The sequence below is a fragment of the Agarivorans sp. D1326 genome, assembly GCF_056958115.1.
The window spans coordinates 1-15,376 of the sequence record NZ_JBTWEN010000012.1 but is presented as its reverse complement, the minus strand read 5'-3'; the positions used below and the strand labels follow the sequence as shown (position 1 = coordinate 15,376).

The 15,376-nt window shown below is 44.8% G+C and carries 12 protein-coding genes and 1 tRNA gene; 5 read left to right on the top strand and 8 right to left on the bottom strand.

Translation table 11 applies throughout. The annotated features are described in order from the left end of the window. Positions 1 to 9: 9 nt before the first annotated feature. On the bottom strand, positions 10 to 579 hold the full coding sequence (locus ACYFDN_RS18705; RefSeq protein WP_338623366.1) for an NADPH-dependent FMN reductase: 570 nt from the start codon (positions 577 to 579) through the stop codon (positions 10 to 12). A gap of 106 nt (positions 580 to 685) precedes the next feature. Between ACYFDN_RS18705 and ACYFDN_RS18700 the strand changes: the two genes are divergently transcribed. Beyond that, a complete protein-coding gene (locus ACYFDN_RS18700; protein ID WP_016399802.1) occupies positions 686 to 1,576 on the top strand; it encodes a LysR family transcriptional regulator in 891 nt (296 codons plus the stop codon). Positions 1,577 to 1,585: 9 nt separating this feature from the next. Here the strand turns inward: ACYFDN_RS18700 and ACYFDN_RS18695 are convergent, their stop codons facing one another. Further along, positions 1,586 to 2,173: a DUF1287 domain-containing protein gene (locus tag ACYFDN_RS18695; protein ID WP_483512315.1), complete on the bottom strand. Its 588-nt coding sequence runs from the start codon at positions 2,171 to 2,173 to the stop codon at positions 1,586 to 1,588. 273 nt (positions 2,174 to 2,446) lie between these two features. On the opposite strand from ACYFDN_RS18695, the gene ACYFDN_RS18690 reads away from it, so the two are divergent. After that, the gene (locus ACYFDN_RS18690) at positions 2,447 to 2,623 is read left to right on the top strand and encodes a hypothetical protein (protein WP_016399804.1); all 177 of its coding nucleotides are present in this window, start codon (positions 2,447 to 2,449) and stop codon (positions 2,621 to 2,623) included. A 202-nt stretch (positions 2,624 to 2,825) separates the two neighbouring features. Here the strand turns inward: ACYFDN_RS18690 and pulA are convergent, their stop codons facing one another. After that, a complete protein-coding gene (gene pulA / locus ACYFDN_RS18685) occupies positions 2,826 to 6,065 on the bottom strand; it encodes a pullulanase-type alpha-1,6-glucosidase (protein WP_483512314.1) in 3,240 nt (1,079 codons plus the stop codon). A gap of 894 nt (positions 6,066 to 6,959) precedes the next feature. On the opposite strand from pulA, the gene codB reads away from it, so the two are divergent. From codB to codA, 3 genes are read left to right on the top strand one after another with little or no spacing between them, the layout of a single operon-like run. Further along, positions 6,960 to 8,219 carry a cytosine permease gene (gene codB / locus ACYFDN_RS18680; protein WP_483512313.1) on the top strand — a complete coding sequence of 420 codons (1,260 nt, stop codon included), beginning with the start codon at positions 6,960 to 6,962 and terminating at the stop codon, positions 8,217 to 8,219. An 11-nt stretch (positions 8,220 to 8,230) separates the two neighbouring features. Beyond that, the gene (locus ACYFDN_RS18675) at positions 8,231 to 9,427 is read left to right on the top strand and encodes a PucR family transcriptional regulator (protein WP_483512311.1); all 1,197 of its coding nucleotides are present in this window, start codon (positions 8,231 to 8,233) and stop codon (positions 9,425 to 9,427) included. Next, positions 9,424 to 10,680: a cytosine deaminase gene (gene codA / locus ACYFDN_RS18670; protein ID WP_483512310.1), complete on the top strand. Its 1,257-nt coding sequence runs from the start codon at positions 9,424 to 9,426 to the stop codon at positions 10,678 to 10,680. Before ACYFDN_RS18675 ends, codA begins: the two co-directional genes overlap by 4 nt. Before the next feature lie 95 nt (positions 10,681 to 10,775). Here the strand turns inward: codA and ACYFDN_RS18665 are convergent, their stop codons facing one another. From ACYFDN_RS18665 to ACYFDN_RS18645, 5 genes are all read right to left on the bottom strand, one after another. Continuing rightward, complete coding sequence (locus tag ACYFDN_RS18665; protein WP_016399811.1) at positions 10,776 to 11,321, bottom strand: lipid-binding SYLF domain-containing protein; 546 nt, start codon at positions 11,319 to 11,321, stop codon at positions 10,776 to 10,778. A gap of 99 nt (positions 11,322 to 11,420) precedes the next feature. After that, positions 11,421 to 12,452, bottom strand: a complete 1,032-nt coding sequence (galM, locus tag ACYFDN_RS18660; RefSeq protein WP_483512308.1) for a galactose-1-epimerase — start codon at positions 12,450 to 12,452, stop codon at positions 11,421 to 11,423. 259 nt (positions 12,453 to 12,711) lie between these two features. Then, on the bottom strand, positions 12,712 to 13,593 hold the full coding sequence (locus ACYFDN_RS18655) for a substrate-binding periplasmic protein (RefSeq protein WP_483512307.1): 882 nt from the start codon (positions 13,591 to 13,593) through the stop codon (positions 12,712 to 12,714). A 148-nt stretch (positions 13,594 to 13,741) separates the two neighbouring features. Beyond that, a complete protein-coding gene (locus tag ACYFDN_RS18650) occupies positions 13,742 to 14,608 on the bottom strand; it encodes a hypothetical protein (RefSeq protein ID WP_483512305.1) in 867 nt (288 codons plus the stop codon). Positions 14,609 to 14,924: 316 nt separating this feature from the next. Further along, positions 14,925 to 15,001: transfer RNA gene (locus ACYFDN_RS18645), tRNA-Pro, on the bottom strand. Positions 15,002 to 15,376: the final 375 nt, after the last annotated feature.

The window sequence follows — 15,376 nt, the reverse complement described above, 5'->3', positions numbered from 1 at the left end:
TTAGGCCTTCTATTTAGCCAAACGTTTTGCGGTTTCGGCAACCCCAGCACCTAAGGCTTTAACGCGCTGCTCCATATCTGCATCCGCCAATTGCCCTTCACTATTAAATGCCTGATAAGAAGAACCAACAGCCACTTGGTTTGGGCTAACCATTACCCCTAAGTTGAACAAAATATCACGGGTATGTGCCAAGCCACGGATCCCCCCTAAACCGCCCGGAGAAGTCGCCATGATACCGGCCACTTTACCTTGGAAGGCCGAGCCAATATCAGCATCCTTAGAAGGGCGAGATAACCAATCTAAAGCATTTTTTAGTACGCCAGAAATAGAGCCATTGTACTCAGGGCTGGCGATCAACATGCCGTCGGCCTGCGCAAAAAGGTGTTTTAAATCGTTAACAGAAGCAGGCGTACCCTCGGCCTCTAAATCTTCTGAGTAAAGTGGTATGGCAAAATCAGCTAAGTCTACATAGCGAACTTCAGCGCCAGCTTCCTCGGCTCCTTTGGCCGCAATTTTTACCAAGTTTTTATTGAACGATTGAGCGCGTAAGCTGCCTGCAATAGCAATTAATTTAGTCATGTTGTGCTCCTAGGCCTAGCCTGAAAATGGTATTTGTTTTCGATTTGAGAGCATTCTTACACAAGCAAATTTGAAGAAAAACAACACCTGTGCAACACTTCTGTGCATGAATGCACATAAGAATGATTGGAACGACATCCATATAGCTTATAAGGTTGCAACCTTAGGCACGCTTACCGCAGCCGCAGAAGCACTGGATGTACACCACAGTACGGTATTACGGCGAATAAATGCCTTGGAAGAGCGCCTAGGCACCCGCTTGTTTCATCGCCATGCACGCGGCTACCAAGTCACCGAAGCAGGTTTGTTACTTACCCAAACCGCCGAAAGCACCCAAAACGACTTTAACCGTTTATTGGGCAAACTGGCCGGCACCGACAATCAGCTTTCCGGAACCTTGGTATTAACCACAGTGAACAATATGGCCGAGCTGCTGTTACCAATGCTGGCCGAGTTCCAAGCGCTTTACCCCAATATCAAATTGGAATATGCCGCCGACAGTAGAATTTTGAAACTAGAACACGGCGAAGCTCACGTAAGCATTCGCCCTGGTAAAAAACCTAAAGATCTAGACTATGTGGTGCAGCACTTAGCCGATAGTCCAGTAACTCTTTATGGCTCAAGTGCTTATCTTAAAAAGTACGGAAAGATTAAAAGCTTAAATGAGGTGGCAGGGCATAAGTTTATTTCAACCATTGAGCCCTACTCGCAGATTAGCTTTATTAATTGGATGAATAGCGAGTTAGATCCGCAACAAATTGCTTTGCGGGTAAACGACTTTAATGCTTTTATTCCGGCCATAAAAGCTGGGTTTGGCGCAGCACCACTCAATTGTGAAACCGCCAAGGCCTACCCAGACCTGCTGCCGCTAATGGCACCGCCAGAACATTGGGCCATTCCACAATGGCTTACCACACATGTAGATATGCACCGCACCAGTAAAGTACAAGCCTTCACCCAGTTTTTGAAGCAACGCTTTAATGCGCTAGCCAACTAATTGAAGTGCTTAGTCTACCTCAGGTAAATAACGGTAATGGCCGGTTATTTGATAACTAAACAGCATGTCGTTTAATTGCGGCCCTAGGCCAATGTTATGAACAATTTTTGGAACGCCAGCTGCTGTGTATTGGTCACTCACAATGCCGATATGGGGCAGATTACCGGGGAGCATCCAAGTCACAATATCACCCGGCAAATAGCTGCTAGCGCTATCACTAACAGCTAACGATTCACCATGGCGGGTAAAAAACACCTGAAGATTAGGCACTCGACGGTGGTCAATATTACGATCGGTGCGGCTTAAGCCCCAGATACGTTTAGACGGATACTGCGCAAAATGCTGCTTCATGTCTTCATGTACTTGAACCTGTAGATCAATGCCAAGTGCACGGTAGGAACGAATAAGCACATCGGTGCACACCCCAAAGTGTTCGGGCACATCACCATTAGGATAATCCAACGCAAAGTAGGCACCATTGTATATCACCGTGTGCTCAGTTCGCGCCAAGGCAGCATCAACCAACTGTTGTGATAAAGTGCTGCCAAGCACCGGAAATGCAACCACGCCTACGAGCAACAACACCAACCTAAACATAATACTCCCTATCGATGACTTACCATTCACTCACTCAACGCTATCTTACTTATTTTCAGCATCATTACTAACAATTGAGTCAATGTAGAGACGCCATTCACCCTTATTTAGCGATGCGAGCTTATAGTGCATAGCTAGATCCAGCTCACTAAATAAGCAAAATTCTCTAATACTATGGAGGTAGCTCTAAACCTCAATTGATGTAGATCATTTTTTGTAGGCTATTCGCTGGTTATGTTGAAAGTGTAACAACAATAAATAGAGGTAATAAAAATGGAATTAATACAAGATCCGCGTTGTTATACCGACGTTTGTATAGACGGCCAATGGTACCACTACGACCATTGCGGCACTTCTGCTTATATGCTTAAAGGTGGAGCGTCTTCGGGCATAGAATTGCAAAGCATTCCCACCACCGAAAACGAATTAATCGAATTACTGTCTAGATAAGAGCTGGTAACTTGCGCCTGTTCGAGTTGAACGGGTGGCTAGTTTTGCCAAAGCATGCGCCACACATTGATTGACTAAACAGCTAAGTGCAAGGCCTCCATTTCTGCTTGTGCCTTTCCCCTACACCAAAGACTAGCAAAGAAAAACGGCTACCCGAAGATAGCCGTTGTTGTTGCAGTATCGGCTGCAGTGTTTACCAGATTTATCCCTTCACTGGCAAGCCATCACCACGTGCAGCCAAACGAGGCTGAACGAACACTGCAGTGGTCATAGCAGGTACTTCAAAAGTGCCGTCAGCAAACTCAGCGTCTTTAACCACTAAGTCAGTTGAACGTTGCTGTACGGGGTGCAACTCAAAACCCTGTGCATTGTTAATGCTAACTTGCTGGGTTTCTGCTGTTGCGTTTACCATCACCACAATCGCATCATAGTTACTGTCTAGGTCAGCCCCTGAATGAATACCATTGTCGATTGATTGCACAATCACACCCGGTATTTGGTCTACCCCGGTATTGTGGAAGTCGATACGCGCCATAATGTCTTGCTTAGCATTCATGCGGAATAGCGTTGAGCTGGTGCGCATTTCCATCAAATCAAAGAAGCGTAATTTGGCATCTTCAATATGTTGCGGCTCGGCTTGAGTTTCAGGGTTAGCAATGATTTTCTTAATCACATCATAGTTTGCACCATCGATGTGTTTCATCGGCAAGCCCTTGTTCCAGTTGTTATCTTGGGCGGTGAAATCAACACGGTTGTACCAATCACCCGAGTCGTAGCTATCACGCTCCATTGACTTAGAACGTAGCAACTCTGAGCCCATGTGGATAAACGGTATACCTTGACCTGTCATCACTGTAGATAAAGCAACGGTTTGCATACGTGCACGTTGCTCTGGCGTTAACTCTTCAGCCAATTTGTACTGGTTAATGTCCCACAGGGTTTGGTTATCGTGCTTAGATACGTAAGAAATATTCTCTTGGGCACTTTCGGTGTAGCCTGCTGGTTGCTCATCACCACCATAAAGCAATTCACTGCCTTTAATGCGATCGCCATTACGGTCAACAAACTGGAAATCGGCCAAGTTACCCGCCATGCCTACACGGATAAGGTCGGCGTTGTACATCCAAGTTTCGTTGTAAGTGCTGTCAGGCGTATCGGCATTGAGTTCATTGGCTAAAACCGCATTGGCAAAACCTTGCTGCTTACGTAGCTGATCACCATCATCAAATGGGCTACCACCACGAATACCATCACGTAAACGGTCAGAGAAGGTACCTATCCCAGTGCCCGCCATGTTTAGCTGGTTTGCTTGAACAAAACGAGCGTCATCTTGCACTTCACCAAAGGTCCAGCCTTCGCCGTAAAAGTAATTATCTGGCGATACTTTTTGCACTTCTTCTAGTGCTTCGATCATTAAGTCTTTTGGTTGGTGACCCATTAAGTCAAAACGGAAACCATCAATTTGGTAATCACGCGCCCACACAATTAACGAGTCAACCATCAGTTTACCCATCATTTTGTGTTCGGTAGCGGTGTTGTCACAACAGGTTGAGTTTTCCACTACACCGGTATCAATAGTTAAGCGTTGGTAGTATCCCGGTACAATTTTATCCAACACCGACTTATCGTTGCTAGGGCCAGAACCATGGGTATGGTTATACACCACATCCATAATCACTCGCATATCTTGCTGATGTAAATGCTTCACCATTTGGCGGAATTCTAAAATACGCTGTTTGCCATGTGCATCAGTAGCATAGCTGCCTTCTGGCACATTAAAGTGGAACGGGTCGTAACCCCAGTTAAAGCTATCGTACTGGCGTAAATCGTTAACTAAAGCCTGTACTTTTTCAGTAGCAGGATTTTCATCAACATAGGCTTGCAGCACATCTTCAATCACTGCTGACTTATCGGTACCGTCTTCACACACACCTGCATTGGCATTTAGCTCACACAGCTCACCAATGGTGCCATCAATGTCTACACGATTTACTTCATCAACCGTAGCAATATCAAACACTGGTAACAGGTGTACATTGTTTAAGCCGCGATCGCGTAACTGCATTAAATGCTTATAGCTGGCGCGTTCTTCATCAGTAAAGGCTAAGTACTTACCGGTATATTCTGGGTTACCATCTTCATCGGCAAAACTAAAATCTCGTACCTGTGTTTCGTACAATACGTAATCGGTAGGAGAGTCAATGGTTGGCGGAACAATGCTGTCCCAACCATTTGGAAACAATTCACTGTCATTTTGTAAATCGACAACCTGCGAATGGGTGCTATTAGCCGATAAACTTAGTGAGTAAGGGTCGGTCACCATTAGCGTTTCAATACGCTGGCTATTTGGGTGGTATACCTCAACTTGGTAGCGGTAAAAAACATCCACCATATTAGGCATCGCATCGCTAGACCAAATACCCGTTGCAGGATCAAACTCCATAGCCACAAAGCCCTGATCGGCGTGTGCGCTTAAGTCTTCATCGTACAAGGCCAGATTTACATCTTTAGCCGTTGGCGCCCAAAGACGGAAAGTTGTTAAGCCGTCTTGAATCACCGCACCCAGCGGCTCATCTTTAGCATTTTCCCAATACAGGTCATCTAGCGCCCCAGGAATTTGCAGCAAGGTAGCGGCAACCACTTCTTCATCTTGATTATACGCCGCAGCCACTAGCTGACCTTTTATCACCTCGGCAGCTTGTTCTGCATTTAATTCGTAAGCTTGTAAATGCGCCAAATGAGGGAATTGAGCTTTCACATCTGCTGGCATCTCGGTAATGTTTAATTCTAGGGCTTCGCCACCCTCTATTGTTTTATCTTCGACATTTACCGAAATGCCGGCATTAGCAGAATGGTACAGTTTAAACTGACTACCATTTGCATCCCATAGAATGAGGTTATCACGCACCCAGTGTGCACTTGCGCCAACAATGCCAACTGGAGGTTGGTTTACCTCGGTGTAATCGGTATCTACATACACGTTGTCATCGCCCGCCTTTATCAAGCCATGTTTGTAGTCAGTGTAGTAGAAGCGTAGGTCACCCGTTTGGCCACCCTGTTCTAAATTACGCGGGATCATATTGATACACTCACCGGCATGATAAGCGTCAATCACCCAGTAAGCGCCGTAAGTCTCGTTAATGCCGGTGTATGCCATACCAGCATCCCAACCACCTGTAGCGTCACCGTCACTGCCATCACCCCAACCATTACAACTGGCATCGTTCCAGCCGTGAATAGTCCAACCTTGGTAGTATTCCTCTAAAGACTGATTGCTTGCTTTAGCATCGTCTAAACGGTAATAAACGGCAATTTGACCGTCTTTTAGGTCTACAAGACCGTTTTGATCACCATTGTCATTGTTACTGCTGCTATTACAGGCAGCCAACGAAACCGCCGCCAGCACTGGCAAAGTTAACTTTGCAACTTTGGATAATTCCATTCCGAGATAACCTCATTAGTTTTATTTTTATAGTGTTTAATGCTTTGAAACTTTCATTTTTCAGCCTATACACCTAAATAAACCAAAACTGTGAGATATGCCTAGCTCAGGTTTAAGCGCTCAAATATCAACCAATTAGTTTCTAATTTGCCAGCCTTTGTCACTATATTATTCTAAAAAATAAAAATAACTTAGATAATAAAACCATAAATAAGTGAAATTTCAGACCTTTAAGAATTTTGAGAGGTAGTTTGCAAGCACTGACTTAAAAAAGAAAAGCACCAGTAATCAGAATTAGTGCTTAAAAAGGGGCTAACTTTCCATTGAGTAAGTGCTAGCAGAAACAGCGCTAAACTAGGGTCTGTTGATCTTTGGTGTTGAAATTTTGTTCGCGATAAGCGGGCTTTAATCGCGGCGAGCACTTAGAAGCCTAGCGGGCTAAGCAAGAAGTGCTTAACAAAGAGTAAAGTTCGCTTATCCGAACCCTTCGGGCAGCATTTCTTAGCCATTTATTCAGCGTTAGCGAGTGATTATTAAGCTCACTTAACTGCACACTCACTGCCTTGCCTAAATGGCTAATAAATTGCTGCAAAATCCATCAGCAAAGATCAACAGACCCTAGACATAGTTACGCCCCAAAAACCATCAGATACGCGCCATAGCAGTGCGTTTAATTGCAGCCTTTTTTGAAACAAATTTCTCCAGCCCTACCTACAGCAACTTTATGTGCAAACGGTACATTTCGTGCAGAACAAAAATCACCCATTTGCACAACAAAACTCAAGCCAAAAGAAGTGCATATTTGGCACAGCTTTTGGAACGCTTAACACGATGGAATAACTAGCGTGACCACCAATATAGCGATTGTTGTCACCAATAGATGGAGTTAACACAATGAGCCAAACTAACGATTTTCCACTCTCGGCGGTTCCACAAGATGCCCGTAAAGGTTTTTGGTCTACCGCTTTTGTACTTTTAGGGTTTACTTTCTTCACTTCCACCATGTGGGCAGGTGGCACACTCGGTACCTCATTTAGTTTCACCGAGCTGCTGTGGATCATACTAATAGGTAATTTGCTATTAGGTAGCTATGCCGCAGGGCTGGCTTATGTGGCGTATAAAACCGGCTTAAACTCGGTGTTGCTAGGGCGATACTGTTTTGGAGAGCATGGTAGCAAGCTGTCTGACATTATCTTAGGTTTTACCCAGATAGGCTGGTACGCCTGGGGTACCGCCACTATAGCAATTATTCTGCTTAAGCTGCTCAACTTACCCGAAAGCTACGCAACACCTTTAATGGTGCTATTTGGTTTTGGCTTTTGTATTACCGCGTTTATTGGCTACAAAGCCTTAGAAATTCTTTCTAAAATATCTGTTCCCGCCATGTTGGCATTTATCGGCCTGTCGATTTACCAAGGCAGTATTGATATTGGCGGCTTCACCCAGCTGAGCAGCATTGCACCAAGCGATACCATGGCATTCTCTGCGGCAATTACTTTGGTATTTGGTACCTTTGTGAGCGGCGGAACCCAAGCAACCAATTGGAGCCGTTTTGCTAAGTCTGGCCGCATAGCGGTTATCACTACTTTGTTAGCTTTCTTTATTGGCAATGGCTTAATGGTATTTGTCGGCGCGTTCGGCGCGATGGTTTACCAACAAGCCGACATCGTAGACGTACTGGTAAGCCAAGGCTTTATTCTGGTTGCTATTCTGATGTTATTTGCCAATATCTGGACAACCCAAGACAACACTATTTATAACTTTGCCGCCGCCGGCTGCAACTTGATGAGAACCGACAAGCGCCGTTTAATTACTCTCGTAGGTGCGGCCATCGGCACCCTGCTAGCAGTATTTGGCATGTACAACCTGCTTATCCCATTTTTAATCCTTTTGGGTACCTTTATTCCCCCGATTGGCGCCATCATCATGGCTGATTTTTGGTTTAAACATCGTGGGAACCCACCAGCATTAGAGCAAATTAAACTGCCTAGTTTCGATAAATGCGGTTTAGCTGCGTACGCGGTTGGTTCGGCTGCAGCCTACTATTCCCCTTGGATAGCGCCGTTAGTCGGGATTGTTGTATCGGCCAGTTTCTATGGTGTATTGCTGCACATTAGCTCGGCTCAGCCCTTAGCCAAACAAACGGCCAGTTAAGGAGGTAGTGCTTGGCTATTCGCGCTAAAGATATTCCCCTCATCCCCGGTTTAGAGAGCATTAACTTGCTTACCGGGGAAGCTTCTCAACAAGCTATTCGCTGGCCATACTTAGCCGAGAACAAAGAGCTAGCACCTTGGTTAACTGGCGGTGAACTCGTCTTTGTTACCGGTATAAATTTGCAACGAAGTGAACAAGAGTATTATCAACTTATAGATGAAGCTTTAGAAAAATCGGCAGCAGGCATGGTGATTCTGACCCACTCAGAATTTATCGACACCATTCCCGAGAGCGTGATTAGTTATGCCAACCAACATCAATTTGCAGTACTAGAGCAGCCTTACAGCTTGCCTATGGTTAAAGTTACCGAGCTAATTTGTAAGGCCTTAATTCAAGACAACCTATCTAGCCACTCGCTACAGCATTTTATTAGCCATGTGATTAATAGCCCCAACCAACTGTCGATGTTGTCTCGACACCGCGCCAAAGAATTAGGCTTAAACTTTGATGCGGCCATTAGTATTGCCCAGCTACAACCACAAGTTAGCGATGCAAGTGACTTAAATGTTTGGGTATTTCAACTTCGCCAGTGGCTAAATCGCATGCGAAGCCCCTACCCGCTAATTGAAGATCATCACGGCTGGTATTTATTGCTGCCCATTCAAGCCCAAGACTCTTTAGAGCAACAGCGTAGCCTTTGGCAGCAACTTAATCAGTATTTAATGCCACAAAAGCTTAAATACAATTTGGGTGTGAGTGTTAGCCCACAAGGGCTAAACCAGTTGGCCAATGCTGCTTTGCAGGCTAGACAAGCAGCAGAGTTTAGCCAATTACAAAGCCATCATTCCGCCATTGTGCACTACTTAGATTTAGGGGTGAGTCGAGTATTTGCAGCTATTGAGGATCCACAAGTTTTACTGAATTTTTGCTGCGACAAACTCGGGCCCTTATTCCATTGCCAAGAACCTAGCTTAATCACCCTTAAGCATACGCTGCGCTGCTACTTTGACAATTTAGCCAGCTTAAGACAGACCGCCAAAGAGCTAAATATTCACCGAAATACGCTCAGCAACCGTCTCACCAAGGTACAAACACTCACTGGTTGTGACCTAGAACAAGCGCAGCAACGTCTAGAATTACAAAATGCCCTGCTGATGGAGCCAATTACAATCCAGCGGCAACAACATTCTGTTCAAGGATTATCATGAAAATTATTAACGCACGTTTAAGAGGGCAAACAGAGCTATTTAGTCTAACTGTTGCCCAAGGGCTAATTACTCATATCACTCCGCAAGCCGCGGCTTTATCAGCTAACTTATCAGAATATGAAGAAGCGATAGATGCGGCAGGTAATTTATTGTCTGCTCCTTTTGTTGAGCCGCATATTCACTTAGACGCAGTGCTCACTGCCGGGCAGCCCTCTTGGAACATGAGCGGAACCTTGTTTGAAGGAATTGAGCGCTGGAGCGAACGTAAACCGCTGCTCACCCCCGAAGACATCGAGCAACGCGTGTTAAAAACCGTGCAACTGTTAGCTGAAAATGGGGTGCAGTACATTCGCACCCATGTGGATGTGACCGATCCACAACTCACCGCGCTTAAAACCATTGCCAAGCTAAAATCTAAGCTGTCTTCTGCAATCAATTTACAAATTGTTGCCTTTCCCCAAGAAGGGATCTGGTCTTTTCCCAATGGCAAAACCTTAATGGAGCAAGCCATTAAAGAGGGAGCAGATGTAATAGGCGGAATTCCCCATTTTGAATTTACCCGCGAATATGGAGTAGAGTCGATGCGCTGGGTGGTGGAGCTCGCCAAACAACATGATCTATTGGTAGATGTGCACTGCGACGAAATTGACGACGAAGCATCGCGCTTTTTGGAGGTGCTAGCCACCGCAGCCCTAGAGCTTGATATGGGCGAGCGCGTTACCGCCAGTCACACCACCGCGATGCATTCTTACAACAACGCCTATTGTTCTAAATTATTTAGGCTACTCAAAAAGTCTAAAATAAACTTTGTTTCTTGTCCTACCGAGAGCATTCACTTGCAAGGTCGCTTTGATACCTACCCTAAACGACGCGGCGTAACTCGAGTTAAAGAGCTATGCGAAGCCGGCATGAATGTCTGCTTCGCCCAAGATTCTATTCAAGACCCTTGGTATACCTTAGGCAACGGTAAACTGCTACGAGTATTAGACGCGGGTTTACACATCTGCCACATGATGGGCTATAAAGAGCTATCTAAAGCCTTAGATCTTATTACCAACAATGGCGCTAAAACCTTACAAGTAGAAGCTGAATACGGCATTGAGGTAGGCAAACCTGCAAACTTTATTTTGCTGGAAGGAGAAGACGATTTATCGGTGATTCAACGTCAAGGCGAAGTATTGTTATCGGTACGAAATGGCGAAATACTAGTTCAGCGTCAGCCAGCCAAGCTAGTCAAACACTGTTCATTTTAGGCTGAGTAAACGACAAGTAATCGGCTAGAAGGTGCTTAATAGCTTACAAAAAACGGACCTAGTAGGTCCGTTTTTGGATAACTATAGCTATATGTTTATTCAGCAGTAAAGTTAAACTTCTGTCCGCCAATACTGGCTTCATACATTAAACCACCTTTAGCTAAGGTGAATACTGCATAACCACTTACATAATGCGCTTTAGATTGGGTTTCTCCCGCAGCAGCTCCAGTACCAGAAGTACCCGCTTGAGCGGAAGCGCCAACGGTTAGCGCTACTGCGCTCGCTTGAGCACCAAACTCGAAGCTACCGCTAGTAAACTCGTCGTAAGCGCGTTTATCTTGAAGGAAAATGATTTGGCTAAACGCTTGCCCACCGAGCTGGAAACCAAGTGTAACTTGGCCCATATTCACGCTGCCTGTAGATGCTCCGCCTCGGTAAACTTTACCTTCACCGTAAGCGCCACCAATGCCAATGCCACCCTTACCAATGGTAGGAAACACCGCATAGCCATAAGCATTGTTAAAAAATGGGGTCGTTCGATCAGATTTTTTAAACTGCTGAATCGTAGCTTGATAATCGTCTGCGACGGCTTGAAAGCTTAATACAAGCACACCAACGCACAGTGCCAACCATTTCTTCATAAATAAACATCCCTAGATTTGGAGTATGGTGCAAGCAGCATACACGATGTATATGAAAATCGGTACGCTGCCTACAAAAACTTCAATATTTAGGAAAATTTATGCCGTGGGTTGATACAAGCGATAACAGGTTTGATATTGATAACGTTCGCCAGGCTTTAGCCAACAGCTTTGATGTGGCCAATCTGGGCGGTTGGGAGAATCTGGCAAAAATTGGGTTTCTAAAGCAACGCCACTATGCGCTTGATACACTTCGCCATTGTGCCCTGGATTACCAGTTAAGAAGTTACCAGTATAAAGCTGAATCGCAGGTTTATTGGTATACACTTCCATTGCTAACGACGCGTCATCGGCAATAATACGAGCTACTGGCTTGCCTTCACTCACTACCTGCTCCTGCAGCAAGTAACTATGATCGTATCCGCCCACTAACTGCTGATCGGGATCTTTCTTAAGATCTTTAGCAATCAGCTTAGCTTGCCTAAAATCAAAGCCAGTTCCTTCTACAGGTTTTAAGCCATCAACCGGAATACCATCTGCTGCTACTGGCAGGTAATGATCTGCTGCGATGTATAAGTGGTGCTGTAATACCGTTGAGCTAGCGGCATTCAAATTAAAATAACTATGGTCGGTGAGATTTACCGGACAGGCTTTATCTACAGTAGCTGAGTAATCCAGTACTAACTGATTATCTTCATCTAAGGTGTAATCAAGCTGCGCTTGCATATTACCAGGAAATCCACACTCTCCATCGGCTGAACTAATAGTAAAACGAACTTTGTTGTCTGCCAGCTGCTCGCCTTGCCAATCGCGGTGGCTAAAATCATTGGCGCCATGTAATTGGTGCTCATCTTGATTGGCACTTAAGGCATAAACCTGCCCTTGGTACTCAAAGCGCGCTTGCTTTATGCGGTTAGCATAGCGCCCCACCGTAGCACCTAAGTAAGCGTCTTGTTTTAGGTAATCCTCAAAGCTGTCACAACCTAGAACCACTTCACGTAACTCACCGCTACTAAGTTTTATTTTTAAACTGGCTAGGGTGGCTCCCCATGCTAGTACGGTGGCCTCACTCCCCTTAGCATTCCCAAGGGTAAACGTTTGCACTTTTTTATCTTGCTGTGCGAAAGGCATGAAAAACTCCTAAAACTAATTCAATACAATGAGAGTAACAAAAAGGTGGAAAACCTCTGCAACCCGCTAAATAAGGCGATACTAGCCTAGCTTAACGGAAGATTTTTGATGCAGTCCACAGTTCAACATAAGACGCAAAAAACGTAATAGCCTTAACAACAAAAAAGTGAAGTTCATCACCTTTCATACTAGGCGAAATGACAATGTTTTCACAACCAATATTGCTGTTTGAATTAGCTAAACAGCCAAATACATGCGCTTACCGCAAGTTTTTAACAAGGTTGGGGAGTACCCAAAGTTTATCTTCATCGATCGGCGTCTTGGGATGTAAAGACGGGTTGCGTAGTTTAAACACCAAGCGATTTTCCATTAAATCTGCCAATTTGTGGTAATTAAACTTTTTAAACAGTGCGTCGAAACTGCCATCATCAATAGCTAGCCTTAAACCTTGCTCTAAACGCTCTGCTAAGGCTGTGTTTTCTGGGTTTACAAAGTAATAAATGGGTGCGGGATAACTGAGTAATATTCTGGGCTCTGCAACAAAACCTTCCCGTTGATGCTGTTTTAATTCGGCGCCTATTTCACTAATACCTCGAGGGAAATAATCAAAGCGCCCACGCTCTAACATGCCAAACAAACCTTCATAGGTTTTGCCTTCAATTACTGGCAAACGATTGTATTCTAGTATCTCAATATCAGGCCAGCCCATACCTTGCCCTGCGCGCATCTGGCCCAATTCACTAAGCTGTTGAATGTCCTTAAATCGACGTAGGTCTTCTCGGCGGATCATCAATACCCGCTGGCCTAATAAGCCCTTTAATAAAGGAATGCGTACAGCCAGCAGTTTCGACTCACGCTCAAGGCTGGTCATTGTCCAAACAATATCGATACAACGCTTGCGCTGAACTTGCTGTAAGGCTCGGTCTTGCATCATCCGAACAGCGCAAGTTTGAGTGGTATAAGAACCGTGGCTAGCTTTTGTTTTGCTTAAGGCTAACTCTAACAACTCAATAAAGTATTGATGTCGCTGATCTTTGTCGCTTTCTGGCTGAACGTGCCTCACCACTAGGTTTGCCGCATTGGCCCCAGTAACGAGGGTAAAAATCACTAATAGCATTAAACAGCGACGCAGCATTGGCATTATTCACAACTAACTTATCAAGTTAATTGTATGTAATGGATTTACTTAATAACAAATGACTAGATCAATAAAACATCAAAGCATGTAAAACTTCCAACATCCAGCTGATGCTCAGCGTGATTGAACAATAAACGGGACAACAAGTTGGCTAGTTAAACTTAAGCCAGAGCGGACTTTGCTCACTAGGGGTGCTAGCGTGTAAATAAGGGTTATTTAGTTTAATCACCGTGCGAGATCTTAGCTCGTTAACTAAGTTGTCGTATTTATAGCGAGAAAACAGTGCATCAAAGCTACCATCGCTAAAGGCGATCCATAAACCTTGTTCGATACGCGCTGCTAACTCTCGGTTTTGCTTGCTTACAAAATAATAGATAGGTGCTCGATAACTAATTACTAAGTGCGGCTCAGCCACAAAGTTTTCACTTTTATGCTGCTCTAATTCATCAAAGATTTCGTTAATTCCACGCGGGAAATAATCAAAGCGCTGACGTTGTAACATGCCAAACAAACCTTCGTAATTCATGCCTTCAATTACGCCAATATTGTTAGCACGCAGTATTTTGTTGTCTGGCCAGCCGCTGCCTTGACCAGCACTAAAAGCTTGTAAGTCTTGAAGAGATTCCACCTTGGCAAAACGACCAATATCTTGTTGGCGAATCATCAATAAGCGCTGTCCAAGCAGCCCTTTTAACAGTGGGATCCGTATGGGCAATAAGGCCTCTTCTCGCTCTGCGGTGCTCATTGTCCACACCACATCAATACCGTCGTTATTTTGCAGCTGCAGCAAGGAGCGATTCTGGCTCATTTTGGCTTTATTGCTCTCGAGACGAAACGGCCCCAGTTCCTGCTCAGTTTTAGACAAGACCAAGTCGAGTAAATCGATAAAGTAGCGATTTCGTAAATCTTTTTCGCCTTGCGGCGCAATATGGCGTACCACCTGAGGGCTTAACTCAGCGGCAATAGATATCGAACAGAGCGATAGACTGGTAAAAACAACGAGAAATAGATGTTTCATTGTTGCTCAAGCTGTACTCATTTACTGCTTAGTGTACAAAATATCAGCAAGTGACAATAGCCTTTCAAGCAAATCTTGCGTAAGAGCTCAAGTAAACAGGGCAAGACTTAAAGAAAGTCGGCCGATGATAGCCCAAGTTAAAAGGCGAACTTCCCATTCATAGCTTAATTCCAAGCTACAGAAAGCAAAAAAGCCTGCTCAATGAGCAGGCTTTTAAAAAGTGGTCGGCGGTGAGCCAAGGTGAGGAGCCGAACTCCGAGTTATTAACTATCAAGTACAAAAAAGCCCCGCCATTACTGACGGGGCTTTCTAAATGTGGTCGGTGATGAGAGATTCGAACTCCCGACCCTCTGGTCCCAAACCAGATGCGCTACCAAGCTGCGCTAATCACCGATTTTCTTGATATTTCAGAAGACTAAACCCTCTGGTCCCACTCTTTATGAGCTTCGCGATGATGCGCTACCAAGCTGCGCTAATCACCGATTTTCTTGATATTTCAGAAGACTAAACCCTCTGGTCCCACTCTTTATGAGCTTCGCGATGATGCGCTACCAAGCTGCGCTAATCACCGATTTTCTTGATACTTCAGAAGACTAAACCCCCTGGTCCCACTCTATATGAGCTTCGCGACGATGCGCTACCAAGCTGCGTTTATCGTCTTAGTTATTTTAGAGCAAGCTCTTAGCAATAACCAAACTATTGCGATAACAACGAAACTCGTTGCATCTAAATAATGGGGTGAGTAATGGGATTTGAACCCACGACAAC

Excerpts from the sequence above, each read along its gene's own strand:
- ACYFDN_RS18705 (WP_338623366.1), bottom strand. The coding sequence starts at position 579 with ATGACTAAATTAATTGCTATTGCAGGCAGCTTACGCGCTCAATCGTTC.
- ACYFDN_RS18700 (WP_016399802.1), top strand. The coding sequence starts at position 686 with ATGAATGCACATAAGAATGATTGGAACGACATCCATATAGCTTATAAG.
- ACYFDN_RS18695 (WP_483512315.1), bottom strand. The coding sequence starts at position 2,173 with ATGTTTAGGTTGGTGTTGTTGCTCGTAGGCGTGGTTGCATTTCCGGTG.
- ACYFDN_RS18690 (WP_016399804.1), top strand. The coding sequence starts at position 2,447 with ATGGAATTAATACAAGATCCGCGTTGTTATACCGACGTTTGTATAGAC.
- pulA (WP_483512314.1), bottom strand. The coding sequence starts at position 6,065 with ATGGAATTATCCAAAGTTGCAAAGTTAACTTTGCCAGTGCTGGCGGCG.
- codB (WP_483512313.1), top strand. The coding sequence starts at position 6,960 with ATGAGCCAAACTAACGATTTTCCACTCTCGGCGGTTCCACAAGATGCC.
- codA (WP_483512310.1), top strand. The coding sequence starts at position 9,424 with ATGAAAATTATTAACGCACGTTTAAGAGGGCAAACAGAGCTATTTAGT.
- ACYFDN_RS18665 (WP_016399811.1), bottom strand. The coding sequence starts at position 11,321 with ATGAAGAAATGGTTGGCACTGTGCGTTGGTGTGCTTGTATTAAGCTTT.
- galM (WP_483512308.1), bottom strand. The coding sequence starts at position 12,452 with ATGCCTTTCGCACAGCAAGATAAAAAAGTGCAAACGTTTACCCTTGGG.
- ACYFDN_RS18655 (WP_483512307.1), bottom strand. The coding sequence starts at position 13,593 with ATGCCAATGCTGCGTCGCTGTTTAATGCTATTAGTGATTTTTACCCTC.
- ACYFDN_RS18650 (WP_483512305.1), bottom strand. The coding sequence starts at position 14,608 with ATGAAACATCTATTTCTCGTTGTTTTTACCAGTCTATCGCTCTGTTCG.